Source organism: bacterium (assembly GCA_023145965.1).
Lineage (GTDB): Bacteria > UBP14 > UBA6098 > UBA6098 > UBA6098 > UBA6098.
Window position 1 is genome coordinate 31,405 of the sequence record JAGLDC010000037.1, and the last position, 14,862, is coordinate 46,266.

The 14,862-nt window shown below is 43.6% G+C and carries 14 protein-coding genes; 5 read left to right on the forward strand and 9 right to left on the reverse strand.

Annotation, left to right across the window (positions count from 1 at the left end):
- Positions 1–77: 77 nt before the first annotated feature.
- The 8 genes from KAH81_04250 to KAH81_04285 all read right to left on the reverse strand — a co-directional run bounded on the left by KAH81_04250 (position 78) and on the right by KAH81_04285 (position 8,249).
- Positions 78–1,799: an arginine--tRNA ligase gene (locus KAH81_04250; protein MCK5832866.1), complete on the reverse strand. Its 1,722-nt coding sequence runs from the start codon at positions 1,797–1,799 to the stop codon at positions 78–80.
- Positions 1,789–2,178, reverse strand: coding sequence for a ribosome silencing factor (rsfS, locus tag KAH81_04255; protein MCK5832867.1), 390 nt, complete (start codon positions 2,176–2,178; stop codon positions 1,789–1,791). Before rsfS ends, KAH81_04250 begins: the two co-directional genes overlap by 11 nt.
- Positions 2,175–2,660, reverse strand: coding sequence for a LytR C-terminal domain-containing protein (locus KAH81_04260; protein MCK5832868.1), 486 nt, complete (start codon positions 2,658–2,660; stop codon positions 2,175–2,177). Before KAH81_04260 ends, rsfS begins: the two co-directional genes overlap by 4 nt.
- Before the next feature lie 10 nt (positions 2,661–2,670).
- Positions 2,671–3,153 (reverse strand): hypothetical protein, encoded by a 483-nt coding sequence (locus KAH81_04265; GenBank protein ID MCK5832869.1) that lies wholly within the window; start codon positions 3,151–3,153, stop codon positions 2,671–2,673.
- 189 nt (positions 3,154–3,342) lie between these two features.
- On the reverse strand, positions 3,343–3,750 hold the full coding sequence (locus tag KAH81_04270) for a hypothetical protein (protein ID MCK5832870.1): 408 nt from the start codon (positions 3,748–3,750) through the stop codon (positions 3,343–3,345).
- A complete protein-coding gene (locus tag KAH81_04275) occupies positions 3,740–4,471 on the reverse strand; it encodes a DUF4292 domain-containing protein (GenBank protein ID MCK5832871.1) in 732 nt (243 codons plus the stop codon). The genes KAH81_04270 and KAH81_04275 overlap by 11 nt, the downstream gene beginning before the upstream one ends.
- A 50-nt stretch (positions 4,472–4,521) precedes the next feature.
- Positions 4,522–6,837: a hypothetical protein gene (locus KAH81_04280; GenBank protein ID MCK5832872.1), complete on the reverse strand. Its 2,316-nt coding sequence runs from the start codon at positions 6,835–6,837 to the stop codon at positions 4,522–4,524.
- A 167-nt stretch (positions 6,838–7,004) separates the two neighbouring features.
- On the reverse strand, positions 7,005–8,249 hold the full coding sequence (locus tag KAH81_04285) for a DUF1015 domain-containing protein (protein MCK5832873.1): 1,245 nt from the start codon (positions 8,247–8,249) through the stop codon (positions 7,005–7,007).
- Positions 8,250–8,525: 276 nt separating this feature from the next.
- On the opposite strand from KAH81_04285, the gene KAH81_04290 reads away from it, so the two are divergent.
- From KAH81_04290 to KAH81_04300, 3 genes are all read left to right on the forward strand, one after another.
- Positions 8,526–9,128, forward strand: coding sequence for a CPBP family intramembrane metalloprotease (locus tag KAH81_04290; GenBank protein ID MCK5832874.1), 603 nt, complete (start codon positions 8,526–8,528; stop codon positions 9,126–9,128).
- 28 nt (positions 9,129–9,156) lie between these two features.
- Positions 9,157–9,375, forward strand: coding sequence for an RNA-binding S4 domain-containing protein (locus KAH81_04295; protein ID MCK5832875.1), 219 nt, complete (start codon positions 9,157–9,159; stop codon positions 9,373–9,375).
- Between the two features lie 84 nt (positions 9,376–9,459).
- Positions 9,460–9,675 carry a hypothetical protein gene (locus KAH81_04300; protein ID MCK5832876.1) on the forward strand — a complete coding sequence of 72 codons (216 nt, stop codon included), beginning with the start codon at positions 9,460–9,462 and terminating at the stop codon, positions 9,673–9,675.
- Between the two features lie 62 nt (positions 9,676–9,737).
- On the opposite strand, the gene KAH81_04305 is transcribed toward KAH81_04300, so the two are convergent.
- Entirely contained in the window at positions 9,738–10,412 is a 675-nt protein-coding gene (locus tag KAH81_04305; GenBank protein MCK5832877.1) for a hypothetical protein, read from the reverse strand.
- 435 nt (positions 10,413–10,847) lie between these two features.
- On the opposite strand from KAH81_04305, the gene KAH81_04310 reads away from it, so the two are divergent.
- A complete protein-coding gene (locus tag KAH81_04310) occupies positions 10,848–11,861 on the forward strand; it encodes a hypothetical protein (GenBank protein ID MCK5832878.1) in 1,014 nt (337 codons plus the stop codon).
- Between the two features lie 8 nt (positions 11,862–11,869).
- Positions 11,870–14,761 carry a conjugal transfer protein TraF gene (gene traF / locus KAH81_04315; protein ID MCK5832879.1) on the forward strand — a complete coding sequence of 964 codons (2,892 nt, stop codon included), beginning with the start codon at positions 11,870–11,872 and terminating at the stop codon, positions 14,759–14,761.
- Positions 14,762–14,862 lie beyond the last annotated feature (101 nt).

Consider the following 14,862-nt stretch of genomic DNA (forward strand, 5'->3'; position numbering starts at 1 on the left):
TTCTTTATTTTCCAATTCCATGTCTTTCTTTTTTGGCATTTCTACCTCTTTCTTATTATGATTGCTTTGATAAAATTCTACATATTGTCAGGTGCTACAATGCCAAGAAGGCTGAGGCCGAGGGCAAGGACCTCTTTTATTGAACGGCAAAGTGCAACACGCGCCATAGTTGTAATTGGATCGTCTCCAACTACACGGTGTTTAGCATAAAAAGGATGAAAAGTCTGCGCAAGTTCAATTAAGTAAAAGCATAAATGATGTGGCGCTAACTCGTCGACACACTTGGATAGAACAAAGGACCACTGAGCCAGTTTGCGCGCCAGGGCCAATTCTTCCGGTTGATTAAGAGAAGCGAGTTCTTTTCTTCCGAGATTGGAGGGATTATAGCCTTTAATCTTTGCATGTTCAAGAATACCGTTAATTCTAGCGTGAGCGTATTGGATATAATACACTGGATTCTCGTCCGATTCTTTTCGCGCAAGGTCGAGGTCGAAATCCAGATGAGCTTCCATGCGCCGTGCAATGAAGAAAAATCTCGCAACATCGACACCGACATCCTCGATTAACTCATTAAGAGTAACAATATTACCGGAACGCTTGGACATCTTTATCTTTTCGCCATTTTCGAGCAAATTGACCTGTTGGAGAACAAGAACATCGAAGCGACATTCGTGTTTGAGAGCTTTGATTGCGGCTTTAATTCTACCGATATGGCCATGATGATCCGGGCCCCAAATATCGTAAAGTCTATCGAATCCACGAAGCATCTTATTTCTGTGATAGGCTATATCGACGGCACCGTAGGTCAATTCACCATCGGACTTGATAAGAACAAAGGGTTTTTCATTTGGGTCTATCACGGGTGTATCGAACCATTCAGCGCCTTCATTTTTGAAGGTCAATCCCTCTGCTCTGAATTTATCGAGAGTATCGACCACAAAATTCGCATTCCTGAGTTCGGTTTCTCTGAAAAATTTATCGAATCTAACACCGAAGTTTTCCAAAGAGACTCGGATTTCGGAAATCATTCTCTCTAAAATCCAGTTTTTTAAAGTCTCTAAAAGGTCTTTGTTGCCGTTTGATTTAATTAGAAGAGCTACATTATCCGAAGTAAAAGAGGTTAAATCCGATTTTTCGATTATTTCTAAGAGATTTTCCAGTATCTTCGGTTCTTTGTCTGCGAACAGGACGGCCTCGTTAGCGAGATAATCGCCTCTATAGCTGTCTTTTCCAAATTCTACGGAATAACCGCGTTGTTCTATTATCCTGAGAATAAAGGAAATAGTGAGCTCGCGTATTTGATTTCCAGCATCATTCAGATAATACTCACCCTGCACGTCATGACCGACATAGCGGAGAATATTAACTATCGAGCTTCCCACTGCAGCAGCGCGCGCACTCACAACATTAAGAGGGCCGGTTGGATTAGCGGATACGAATTCGATTTGAATTCGCTCTCCGCAGTTGTCGGGTTTTCCAAAATCACGGGGTTTGTCGATTATTCTCGCAAGCATGTCCCTGAGAAAATCCAACGAATAATCGAAATTTAAAAATCCTACTCCCGCTTGTTGAACCTTGCTAAAAGAAGAGGGAAGAATAATATTTTTTACAATGTCATATCCAATGTCTTTTGGAGATCGCCTAAGTTCTCGAGCAAGCTGGAAGGGTAGATTTGTTGAAAGATCGCCGAATTCCATGTTGTCAGGAATGGTTAATTCAGGCATAACTTCTATATGCCACATATCCATTATGGTTTTCTTCAAAGCTTCGATTAGCTCTACATTAGCTTTATACAGCATCCTCTTCCCCTTCAACCTCGATACCGATAGTCTCGGAGGGCGCATCAGCCCAATAATCTTCGAGGGAATAAAAATCCCTTTTGTCCGGTAAGAAAAGATGCACTACAATATCGAACATATCGATAATAGCCCACGATTCACTCGTCAGACCCTCAACTCGAATAGGGCCGATATTGGCTGATTTAATTTCACTGACCAAGTCTCCGCCTAAAATCTTGAGGTGTCTTTTGCTTTGAACGCTAGCAATGATGAACCAATCCGCTATCTCTGTGAGGCCCCTAAGGTCTAGGATGCGGACATCACGCCCCATCTTTTCAACGATTGTCTCCGCGAGTGCTAACACTATCTCGCGTGTTGTGGGTTGTTCAATTTCTGTCATGTTTTATATTTTCCCTTCAGTTTTTTTATAATTGTAAGGTAGTCGAGCCCGACTACAATAGTCGCATCGACCATAAGCTCGTATCGCTGCAGGATAATTCTATCGTCCGGCAATCCTGTAAGATAGGCCAGCGACTCAGCCACTGTGGCATTTCCAACCCTATCCACTATCAAACTCGAAGGATACAAATAGCCGCTTTCCTGTTTTATATCTACAACATCGACACCCATTTCACGAAGCAGTTCGGCAATTTTGAGAACGTCTTGCCCTTTTCCACAACCGCCAAAGAGTTCGACCTTGATAGCGCCTTTATCAGGAATTCGACGCGAAAAAGGCTCTTCTTTTTCGGGGATTAAGTATTTACCCACAATAAAAAATCCAACGAATGTTAAAACAATAATAACCGCCCAGTCGAATACCTTTAATGTCTTCTTTAAGCGTTGATTTTCAGAATGAATTTTATTCTGTTGGGTTTTAGCCATATTGGGTGGGTTATAATCCTAAAGGTCTATGCCATGGGTCGGCAAGAAAATCTTCCCCTGAAATAGTCTGTGGCGATATTTTTAAATTGAGTCTAAAAAAAGTGTTATCGTTAGGTCTCCAGTCCAATCTAAAAGCAGGAGTCAATTCTGTGTGCTTAGAACCATTAAAGCTGACGCTTGCAATATCGAGATAAACGGAGGTCTTAAGTCTCGAACTAAACGCGTAATCAATTCCATGTGTGTAGCTCAACACAGAACCACTCGATCTACTGTTAGAGCTATAGCCAAAGCTAAGCCTGCTGTTTTGCACGAGTCGATTCCGCGCGAAAAGCGAGGCATGACCGCTTTTTGTAAGCGCACAGTTTTCATCGAAGTATTTATTCGATGGGATAATTTCACTTTTTTCAGTCTGCGAATAATATAGGCTATCCTTTTCGGCGCTTAATGCCGAGAAAGCGATTAGAAAAAAAATACAAATCTTCAAAAATGACAATTTCATCGTCCTGAGGGTATCAGATTGGTGGGAATCCGTTTACTAATATATATTTATGTTAAAAACTAATGTCAAGGAAAAAATTTACTATTAATCAATGATTATAATAAACTATCTTATTTCGTGGTTCCAAAATCCTCTTGGATTTAAGCTGGATGAAACGAGATAATTGCTCTGCTAAAATAGTGTTTACTTCACTATGGGGATTATAATTCCCTTTTCAGGGTGAGCAAAATATCTCCCTCCGTCAAAGTCGAGTTGCACCTGAACATTCGCGCCAGTATTACCCTTAATAGCTTTGGCAATGCGCACGGCCTCCTCCTTTTCGTCGCCGGGTATAACCGGTTTATAGAGACGGACATAAATGGGGAAATGGTTGTCGATTGAATAGCCATTTTGCGAAAGTGAATCGAGAACGAATTCAAGCTCGGGTATTTTTATATTGCTCGAGTAATCTATAATAACCTTAGCTGGTTCCGGTTGGCATCGTGGAGTAAAAAATATTAACAAGATGCCCAGAAGAACCCCAGTAGCAATAGCTTCAAGGAATGGGATTCTCTTTTTAAAGCTATGGCGCATTCTATCTTCAATTGTCATCGATGCTCCTGTTTAAATATAATATGCCAGCATCGGAAGGAATCGGCAAAACAAATATGTCTTCGGGAAGCTTATTGTTCAAGGTTTCCTTTTCAATCTTTATCATTATTTTTTCATTTCGGGTGGGATTTGTGATCGTGATCATCCTTGGCCGGATTATACCATTGCTATCGACAAACTGGAAATAACCGATATCTAAAATCGCTAATCCGTTTTTCGAGAATATTTGAATACTTGTGGGAACCCATGCCGACGGAAGTATTTCGATCCTCCTAAGTTCCATTTCTCTCTCGAATACCATTTCTATAGTCTGTGATTCGGTGCTAAAATCTATCAGGTCTCCAGGCTCTTCAGATAAACCTACCCGTGCTATTAAGGCTTTTACCAGATCCGAGGTCCCAATATCTAATCCAAGAACAGGATTAATGCCGGCATCTTCTTTTATAATATAAAGAGAATCCTTTGATGGCAAAAATAACGCCATCGAATCGCCAATCGAAACGGCGACAGCTGGCACAGACCCAACAAAACCGCGAATATTGGCCCTGAAGCTGTCGGGTGCGGAGTAGAAAAAATCAGCAGAGAAAGAGTTCTTAAATGTGTCTGTCTCTATTTTAATAGAAATCCTACCCGAAACCCGCTGGAGAAGAGAATCCCTCAAATTAAGCGTATCGATAAGGGCTTTTGAGTCTATTGAAACTTTCTTGAAATCCGTAACCAATTGTGGCCCAGCACAGGAAACGAAAAATGCAAGAAGAAGGATAAATAAAGCTATCGAACGAGCGATAAGCTCCTCCCTCCTATTATTCTGCCCCGAGGATTGCGGGTGATAGCCAGATACATTCCAGATGGGAATTCCAGGCCTTCAGATGTTCGAGCATTCCAAATAGAACCATCGCCGGCGTGAGTCGATACAAGTCTTCCGGCAAGGTCGTATATCTCGATAGGTCCGGGAGCAGTGATCTTACATGAAGAATTGAAAGGATTCGGTTCCACGCGAATCGTCTCCATTGAAACGGGTTTTTGGGCCTCGTCGATAGAGGTCCACTCGAGAAGGTAAAAGAGAATTTCATCCCAATAGGCTTCTCTAGCTTCAGAGCTATCGACAGCGCCGAGGTAGAAAGTGCTGATTATCCTAGCAGATGAACCTATTCCGTTGAACACGCCCCTGATAGGGCTTATAGTTGGCGCAGGGCCATCGTGTGAAACCGCAATAGCATCGCCATCTGTTACAAGAAGTTCATCAACAAAATGGTCGGCTTCGGTGCGGAAGGCGTAATCGAGAGTGTCGCCTACTACCAACGGATGAAAATTTCGGTAAAGGACAATTTTTTCAATATTACCTGTTGATGCCGAGAATCCCTCTGCTCCAAAATTGGCTCCAAACAAGGCCATAAACTCCTGTGCGACAGGGCTTCCGGTCGAATAGTCACGAGCATTGTCAGTGCCTTCCCAGTAAATGCTTCCGCCACCCCCGACAAAATTTATCATGGCTTGAATTGAGGCATCGTCGGGCATGGTGTTTGTGCCAAGCCGGTTTCCAGTGACGAAGGCTATTGCGTTAATAGCAGAAAGGTCGATTGACGAAATATCCGGATCTTGAGTTGTGATGCCAGCATCGATGTGGCCGGGGATTCGGTTAAACAACCACTCGGCCGGCCCTAGACCCCACGGCATGAGTGTGTCGCAATTATCCCAGTCGATAACGAGCAAATCGTGATCGATTGCCCCTCCATAGTCGAGTTCGAAGTCAATTATCGTATCACCGAAGAAAACCATTGGGAATGTAGAATCAGGGTCGTATCCCGAATGAGTGGCAATGAGTTTATACATCCCGGGTATAAGCCCTGTAAATTCGTAGAAGCCGAGAACATCGGTAGTGTCGTATGACACCGAGGAATCACCCATTATTGAAGAAAGGAACAAGATGCTACCTGTATAGTCCGAAGCGCCAACTAAAGAAACATTGCCGCTGATACTGTTTCCTCCCCCACCACCTGTTGTGTCTTCTGTTAATACTAGCATGATCATAGTATCGCGAGTCATAACTACTGTGGCGCCTGCGTTAAAATAATCGTCTCTGCTAGCAATTATGGTATAGGTATCTGACACAAGTGAGTCGAATATAGTCTGTCCCATGTCATCTGTCATTTGGGAGATAATGAGTTCAACGATTTCTATCTTAGTCAGTGCCAGTGAGGTTGGTGGAGGGAACCCTGTAAGCATTGTTTGCACTGTTAAAGTGAGCAGAGAATCGGTCGATCCGCCCCCGCCGCCAACATAAAACTGTATTGTGTCAGTAGTTATATTTGGCGTGAGGGCCTTGTCTTGAACCTGTGCGATGGCGGTTACCCATGTGCCAGCAGCAAATGGGAGTAGTGTGTTATAAGTCACTCTAATTCCATCTACTATAGGCGTGCGTGTAGTGATAAAGCCGATATCGAGGGTGTCAATCCATAGATGAATATTAAACATCGAGGTGTCGAGCCCTGCTTCATCTGTGGCATCGAAGTAGATCATAGTAAGACTGGTATCTACCGTGTCGCCATCGGCTGGGAACCAATTAGAAATAATAGGCGGGATAGTGTCCGGCTCGGGAGGTTCTACATCCTGAACGAGCTTAAAGAAGGCAAAATTTCCAACCGGAATTATCAGGCTATCGATGGTGTGCATTTCTTCCCATACGATGGAGGTATCCAGCGTCATGCCATAGCCTATATACATCTGTCTAATCGAGTCCGATGGCACCCATGTAGGAAGCCACGTGGCCTTGATGTTGGGGGCAGTGTAGTTACTAAACTCGGCCTGCCATATATGTTCTGGTTCTGTGTCGGAGCGAAGGTCCTTGCTGAGGCTAAGCATTCCCCCGCCGGTAGGCATAAAAGAAGCACCGAAGCTCATAAAAGGAGGAATGGCCATACCATCTACTCCAAAATCAAAACCATCGGTTGCTCCCGGTTGAACACCTAATGTGCACGATGCCCAATCTGTTGGCGTGTCTTCGAAAGTTATAGGTATCCAGAAACTATACCCGAAGGCTATTCCACTTAATAAAAAAGCGAGTGAAAGAAGTTTTATTGCTTTCATGCTACCTCCAGTTTATACTTAATATTACAGTATAATACCCTCTTATATAACTGTCAAGGGCTAGAATGAAGTTAAGAATATTATCGATACTTGTAAGATAAATAAAATACCCAATAAAAAAGCCACGCGAAAGGAATCACGTGGCTCAATAATTAGATATTCAATTTCTAATCAAGCAAATGAACGACCATGCCGCTACGAAGTTTTGGCTCGAACCACGTGCTTTTTGGAGGCATAATTTTACTGGCATCAGCAATAGCTATAAGCTGATCTATGCCGGTCGGGAACATCGCGAATGCGACAGCCCACTTTTTGGAATCGATGAGTTTTTCAAGTTCGCCCAGACCGCGGATTCCACCAATAAAACCAACACGCTCATCGGTTCTTGGATCGCCTATATTTAAAGTAGGGGCAAGTAAATTTTCTTGAAGAATGGCCACGTCGAGGGACTTAACCGGGTCAGAGGCATCAAAGGAACCCTCTTTTGCCGTGAGCTTATACCAGATACCATCGAGAAACATGCCGAATTTATGTAATGCTTTTGGTCTGTAGGCCTTTGCACCCATCTTTTCAATTTCAAAATTCTCGGTAACCTTTCCAATAAAATCCTCTTTACTCAGACCAACGAGGTCTTTAACCACGCGGTTATAATCGAGAATCTTCATTTGATTGTCCGGAAAGATCACAGAAAGGAAAAAGTTATATTCCTCTTCGCCTGTGTGATTTTGATTTTGCGCTTTGCGTTCTGCGCAAACACGGCTTGCGCTTGCACTACGATGATGGCCGTCCGCAACATAGATGTATTCGATTTTCTTAAATTCGTTTCGTATAGTAGTTTCAACTGAAGGATCATCGATAACCCAAAGTGTGTGGCGTATGCCATCCTCGGCAACGAAATCCACGGTCGCCTTTTTCTTGATGAATTCGGCGATAGTTCTATCTATTTCATCACAGTGCCTGTAGGTTAAGAATACAGGTCCGGACTGGGCATTCTGGGTCGATATGTGCTTTGTTCTATCGTCCTCTTTTTTCTTGCGGGTGAGCTCGTGTTTCTTGATAATGTCTTTATCGTATTCCTCGACACTAGCAAGGGCAACAAGGCCTACTTGAGTGTGGTCGCACATAATCTGGCGATATATGTAGTATCTCGGTTGGGAATCTTGGCACATATAGCCAGCATTGATGAGTCTCTTGAGGTTTATTGAACCTTGTTTATAAACCTCATCGGAATAAAGGTCTGTGTTTTCCGGTAGGTCTATCTCCGGTTTAACAACATGTAAATAGCTAAGGGGATTGTCCTTTGCGACGGCGCGAGCCTCCTCGCTAGATAGAACATCATAAGGCAAGCTGGCAATGTTTTGCGCATATTCTGGTTTGGGACGAAATCCTTTAAAAGGTCTGACATCTATCATCTTCTATCCTTTCTTTGAAAATGCAAAAGTCATAAGAAGCAAGATTACTTATTCCCTATCGAAATGTCCAGCGCTTTTTTTCCCTATTCGCAAGACCTCATTATTCGCGCATATCGGCGCGAAAAAAATTGCTATTTTATTCGCAATCAGAAAAATGGTTTCATTCGGCGATTAGTTTCACCGTCACGGGAAAGTGTAAAAAGAGACTATCTCATTAAGGTCTTTTTAATTATACTTATCGATGAGTTTTATAAATCATGTTAAGAGGAATGAAATTTGTCGAATACTAAAAGTAAAATAACTCTAATTGCGCTTACAATCCTGATTGTTTCAGTTCCATCTATGATTGCATGCGGGTTCATCCCGTTTGCTTATAGGTTCTGGCTATTTTCGTTTATTGCGGTGTTTTTGGTGCTCATATGCTTTACTCAAGGGATAGGAATAAAAAAGCTTGGTCTTCGTTTTGATAATCTAAGGCAATCCTTAATATGGAATACTATTGCTTTACTTCTTGTGCTAGCTTTTATTTTTGCAATATTTGCAGAAAATATTTTTCAACGGCAGGAAAAGGAGTTTTTTAACCATTTCTATTTGATATATGTATTGCTGATTGTTCCCGTGCAGGAATTCATTTTTCGAGGATTCGTTTTTGCTGAGTTGGATAAAGCCGGCATTAAAGGGCAGGCCGCACAGATTATAATTTCAGCAATTTTGTTCTCCTATGTTCATATAATTTACCGGAATCCCATTTTTTTAGTGGCCACTTTTCTTCTCGGTATAATATGGGGAATAACCTATAACCGACACCCGAATATAATTGGAACTATGGCGTCTCATGCGATTATTGGTATAATATCTTTTTATCTTGGGATTGTTTAAAACAAATTAGGACTAGTTAGGACTAGTAATGATAGTATTCGAAATTGACGGCGAATTTATTGAGTTATTCAAACTGCTCAAGGCCGAAGGCCTTTGCGAGAATGGTGCCCAGGCGAAAGCGGCGGTCAGTTCTGGTGAAGTTCTGGTTGGGGGCCAGGTCGAAACCCGTAAAAGACATAAGCTTCGTCCCGGGGTAATCGTCGAATATGCGGGGGAAACGATAAAAATTTCAAAAAAAATCGAATAAATCCCATAGGTTAGTTTATAGCCTTATCGAGAAGACAATAAATTTACTCGAAAGGGGAAAATTGTGGTAAACGGAACTGACTTACTGGGTGCAGGGCTTGGAGCAGGGCTAATAGTGCTTATCGTAGCATTGGTTTTGATTGAATTAGTGCTAAAGGGTATTGCGCTTTGGAAATCAGCCAGAATCGGTCAAACCGGCTGGTTTGTTTGCTTATTGATATTTAATACTGCCGGTTTATTGCCTTTGATTTATCTTCTAGCGGTTGCTAAACCAATTGAAAAAAGGCTCTCGCGAGAATAACCCTTTCGCGGATAAAAAGGCCTCCGAATTTTCGGAGGCCTTTTTAAACAGGTTTGTCTGGGTTATTCTTTAACGCCTTTATCGCCGAAGAAGACTCCCAGTTCGAAGAAAATGCCGCCCATTTCCGAAGGCTCGAAGGTTTTTTCAACAGTATCTCCGTCGGCTTCGATAAACCAGAATTTGCCTTCATCGCCTGCAAAAGGCATATGGTAACCAGTTGTAAGCTCGACTCCAACCGGTCCTAAGTCATAGGCTGCTGAAACCTGCGGGCGAATGAAGCCATAAAACGACATCTCTCCGTCATTGTCACCATTGTCGTCGTTGATGAATGTAATGATGGAGCCTCCGCCCACGGCGAGGCCGCCGGATAAATCTAGAGGCCCAAAGGTTGCATAAACTTCAGGTAGAACCGCAAGACGAGCATCGCCAAACCCGACACCGGATTCATCTTCGCTCATCACATCTTCGGAAGGCTCGCCTTTGGCATCAAAATAGCCCCCGGAGAGAATTCCACCGATTCTAAGGAAACGGTTAAGGACTCCCCATCCATGAATATCGAGGACGAGTTCATTTGTTGAGGAAAGTTCCTCATCTGGTATCATTGCTTCGTATGTTTCTTTCGCCGCTGTAGCATCGTTGAGCTGGTATCCAAAACTTATACTTGCTCCACCGCCCTTGTCTGCGAAAGCAACATGTGCGAGAAAAATCATTCCCATAATAATGAGAGTTTTCTTCATTTCGTCCCCTTTCTTTGAAGCTACAAGCTAATTGCCTATCTTTACAAACTTATTATATGGCTATTTTTATGCAAGTTTTTTTAAAAAATAATACTCTTTAAAAATAGGTTGTTAACATTAGTGAAAGAATAATCGATGGTTTCGTCCTTTATGATTATATATTGGAAAAGGGATTTTTTTGTGATTTAACTTATGGCATCTTTAAGGCGAAAGCTTTTGTTTACTGTGTTTTTAATCTAATACAATATCATCGAACTTCAGACTTTTCTAAAAGATACTTTTATTGTTTGTTTTTCTAAATCCAAATTCCCCTTGACTTTTATTGTAGTGGAAATTAAATTCGTTTATTAAAATTCGAAGTATGCTGACATAAGCGCGTAGTGAATTTCGCGTTTTGGTTATTGTTAGGATTTTGTTAAAGTCAAAGGAGCTGATATGACATTAAGGGGAGATTTTTTCTTATTCTCCGTTTTCCTGCTCTTAATCTTCGCTGCGTTGACAGCGAGTTCTACGCCTCCGGTTCCGGTTATGTTTGCACCGGCCGAAAGCGTTATTACTACATGCGAGGACGAAGAGGTTCACATCGACCTCACGAGCGGTAGCGATATCGACATTTCGACAATTGTCTTTTGGGTGAATAGCGATAGTTTTACCCTGGACGACGACGAGCTTCAACTCGTTAGCGACACGCTTTATTTCAGACCTAGCGGTTTCTATACTTATCAAACCGGTAATATAACCGTTTGCCTCGATAGCATTAGCGATACTATCGGTGTTTGGTCGGATGAGTATTGTTGGGATTTCTTTGTCGATCTCGAACCTCCGATTATGAGCAATGCTTCACCGATGAGTCCCCCCTCGATATCGGCCTTCAATTTCGACATCGAGATGGATATTGCCGACTTATTGCTTCCGGTAGATTCGACAACAATAGTTGTGCAAATTATTGCCGGCGACGAGACGACTATGGTCGATTACGACGAAAGCTATGTCGAATGGAATAATCCGACCCTTAGCTTTGATGCTCAAAGAACCGGCGCGATCTTCGAGGATGGCCAACAGGTAACTGTCCGCCTTATTGTGCGCGACCTTCCGCCTGTCACATCCGACTGTGCTGGCAATCTTCTCGACACATCGTTCACATTTACTCTTGCGGAAACGCCGTGTGATCGGTCACCAAATCCTATAACGCCTGGATTGCAAGACAATGTTAATGATGAGGTAATCTTTCAGTTTCCGAATATGCGCAAGGCCAATTCGGAGATACATGTCTTCATTTACGATCTTAAAAATAATCAAGTTGCAGACATCGATCAGCCAATCTCAGGCGAATGGCGCTGGGATGGTTTGGACACCGCTGGTGAACAACTCGGTCAAGGGACTTATATTTACTTGATCAAAGTGGACGATGAAACGCAATGTTCTGGAACCATTAATATCGCCCGATAGGAGGGAAAATGAGAATTAATAGGTATCTTATTGTAGCGATAGTTTTAGCAATGATGGTTTCTCCGCTCATTGCGCAAGTCGATCAGCTTGGCGCACGTCCATTGGGCGCGGGCGGTGCATATACAGCTATGTCGGCCGATGCTAACTCTTCAGTCTGGAACCCGGCCTCGATGGAGTCTTTCCGCAATCTTGCTTTTACTGCGAGTTTTGCGAGGCTCTATTTAGGTGTCGAAAATGATGGTCTGAACGAGGGCTTTGCTAGCTTGGTCAATCATCTCGGTTTATATGGTCAGTATGGTAGTTACGGCATTTCATTTGCCCAATACTTCTCTGATGTCTATAGCCAGATGCAGGTGACTTTGGGTTACGGCAAAAGGCTTTATGGCACTGTTGACGGAAATCAATTTTCTGTCGGAGCCAATTTAAAGCTGCTTCGCAGCGGTTTTAATGATGCTAATTTTTATAATTTCGATCCAACCGATGAGGTGTTCAGTTCGAGCTACAACAGCATGTCATATTCGGCAGATGCCGGTTTGTTTTTCCGTCCGGCTAATTGGATAAGTGTTGGCGCGGTCGTTCAAGACCTTCTTCAGCCGGATGTTTCGATTTCCGGTTCAGGAGAGGATGCCGACAAGCTTCCTATGAAGGTTCGTGGTGGGCTGGCCTTTCATTATAAAGGCTTCCATCCGACCGTCGATATCGAGTATGCGATGCGAGAAATAAATGGCGAATCGGACATGAAAATCCATGCTGGTATCGAGAAATGGTTCGGTAAGACCTTCGCCGTTCGCGCCGGCCTTAATCGAGATGAAGCGGCTCTCGGGCTTTCCTATATGCATTTTGGCGAGCGCCTTGGATGGGGAATCGATTATGCAGTTCTCTATCCCGCACTTAACGAGATGGCCTCGGATTTCTTAACCACACATCGAGTTGCGGTTAATCTAACACTGGACCCTCCACCAGAACCGATACGCGACCTCGAGTTGTCCGGTGAAGTTGTGGAGATTACGCCCAAGAGAGGCCTTATTGGCGGCGAGGTTGAGATTCGCACTATTATAGAAAACCGTGGCGAGATCGATGAAAATGGAGTTCGGGTAGCTGTTTATTACCAGAATCAACTGGACGAATGGAACCTCGCTGTCCCGGTCGAAAAATACGACTTCGGCGTGGCCGAAAGGGTTGCTCTTTCCTGGAAATGGACGCCTCCCGCCAAAGGACATTACACGATCTTCGTTAATATCGATGATAAGGGTGATAGGATCCCGGATATTCGCGGAAGGGTTCCTGAAGATGATGAAAGCAACAACACAGGCATGGGCGAATTCGATGTGTTCCTCACTCCTGAGGGCAACATCAAACCGCGCGATGAGCAGCTCAAGGTTAGTAAGCTTACGCTTTATCAAGAGGAAGAGCCACTTATTCCTGTGGTTTTCTATGGGAAGGAATCTGCGGATGTTGCTCAGCGCTATGATGGCATGCTTGCGACCGTGGCCGAACGACTCAAGACGAATCCCGATGTTTTAATTTATCTTCGCGGTTATTATGATGAGCTTTCCGAGCCTGGAGATAATAAAGAAAGCTTGGCAATTTCGAGAGCTCGTGGGGTTGAAACAAAGCTTAAGGCTATGGGTGCACCTGCGGCTCAGGTTAAAGTGATCGATAGCGGTTATTTCATGGGAAAATCTCGTGCCGGCAATCTTAGCAGCCAATGGATTGCACAGGATAAGAAACTCATGTCTGCGGAAAACCGCAGAGTGGAGCTTTCTGCATGGTTCCCGCAGGGCGTCGATTTCTTGGCCGAAGTTTCCTTAAACGGAAGCAGCCTCGGCACCGATGGCATCACTGCGCTCGGTGGGCAGATGACTGCGATTCAAAATATCCTGAACCGCAATCCAGAGGCCATTATTCTTGTCGAGAGCTTCTATAATTCAGAGGATGAAGCCTCTGCCGACCAAGGCTTTAAAAAAGCTATGGAGATTGGCAGGTATATCCGCGGGCAACTCGGAGAAGACCTCGGAGAACGCATTAAGATACATACTTCCTTTGAACCTGAAGCCGAAGTTGAAAAAATCCTCGTTTTCCCGAATTCAGAGGGTGTAATCTGGCGTCCGAAGGTCGGGGACAGAGTGTTCACCGATTATCAGGTAGAAGGCACAGAGGAAAACCTTGTTGAGATAGATGCCGCAGTGGATGCTGGCGTGGATAGCTTCGGTGTGGTTATCGTTAACGAAAAAGGCGATGTAATCCGCACGCTTGCCTATGGCAAGGGGGAAATTCCATCTGGTCTTGCATGGGATTGGCGCGATAACTCCGGCGAGCTTCTGGATTTCGACAATAAATATTTTGCAAAGCTCGACATTCGCGATAATATGGGAGAGACTTTCCTCACATATTCCGACACAATGGAGATTCAAGTGACACACCAGGCTAAACGCATCGAGAGCCTTGTTATTGTTCTCTTCCGTTTCGATGAGGATGTCCCCGAATCCAAGTTCCTCGAAACCCGTGTTGAATATGTTGCACGTCGATTTATCGAGAGAGCGGATAAAAAGAACACCAGCGTTATGGCGCTAGTTACTGGCCATGCAGACTCTATTGGCCCTGAGTATGATAATATTGCACTTTCCAAGAAGCGGTCTGAGAGAGAGTTGAACACTCTGAAGAATTACATGATGTATCAACTCGATTTCGATACCAAAGACCAACTCGATAAATGGCTTTCGGACAGGCATGTTACGCTCGAGGCTAAAGGCTTTGGCGAATCAAAGCCCTATGAGATACTTCGCTGGACAGGTGAGACGGTCGAACGTGTTCTTCTTGGGGATAATGCTTATCCCGAGGGTAGAACAGTTAACCGCAGGGTTCTTTTGGAAGTGGAAAGCAGAAGAATCACCGAATAGGAATCAAATATAATAATTAGAGGGCGGCTTTTTTAGCCGCCTTTTTTTATTTTATAGCCAATAGTATAAAAAATATAGGTTTTGTATTGAATTTACATTAT

Bases quoted from the DNA above. Each gene is read 5' to 3' on its own strand.
- KAH81_04270 (MCK5832870.1), bottom strand. From the start codon at position 3,750: ATGACAATTGAAGATAGAATGCGCCATAGCTTTAAAAAGAGAATCCCA.
- KAH81_04285 (MCK5832873.1), bottom strand. From the start codon at position 8,249: ATGATAGATGTCAGACCTTTTAAAGGATTTCGTCCCAAACCAGAATAT.
- traF (MCK5832879.1), top strand. From the start codon at position 11,870: ATGAGAATTAATAGGTATCTTATTGTAGCGATAGTTTTAGCAATGATG.
- KAH81_04295 (MCK5832875.1), top strand. From the start codon at position 9,157: ATGATAGTATTCGAAATTGACGGCGAATTTATTGAGTTATTCAAACTG.
- KAH81_04305 (MCK5832877.1), bottom strand. From the start codon at position 10,412: ATGAAGAAAACTCTCATTATTATGGGAATGATTTTTCTCGCACATGTT.
- rsfS (MCK5832867.1), bottom strand. From the start codon at position 2,178: ATGACAGAAATTGAACAACCCACAACACGCGAGATAGTGTTAGCACTC.
- KAH81_04260 (MCK5832868.1), bottom strand. From the start codon at position 2,660: ATGGCTAAAACCCAACAGAATAAAATTCATTCTGAAAATCAACGCTTA.
- KAH81_04250 (MCK5832866.1), bottom strand. From the start codon at position 1,799: ATGCTGTATAAAGCTAATGTAGAGCTAATCGAAGCTTTGAAGAAAACC.
- KAH81_04280 (MCK5832872.1), bottom strand. From the start codon at position 6,837: ATGAAAGCAATAAAACTTCTTTCACTCGCTTTTTTATTAAGTGGAATA.
- KAH81_04310 (MCK5832878.1), top strand. From the start codon at position 10,848: ATGACATTAAGGGGAGATTTTTTCTTATTCTCCGTTTTCCTGCTCTTA.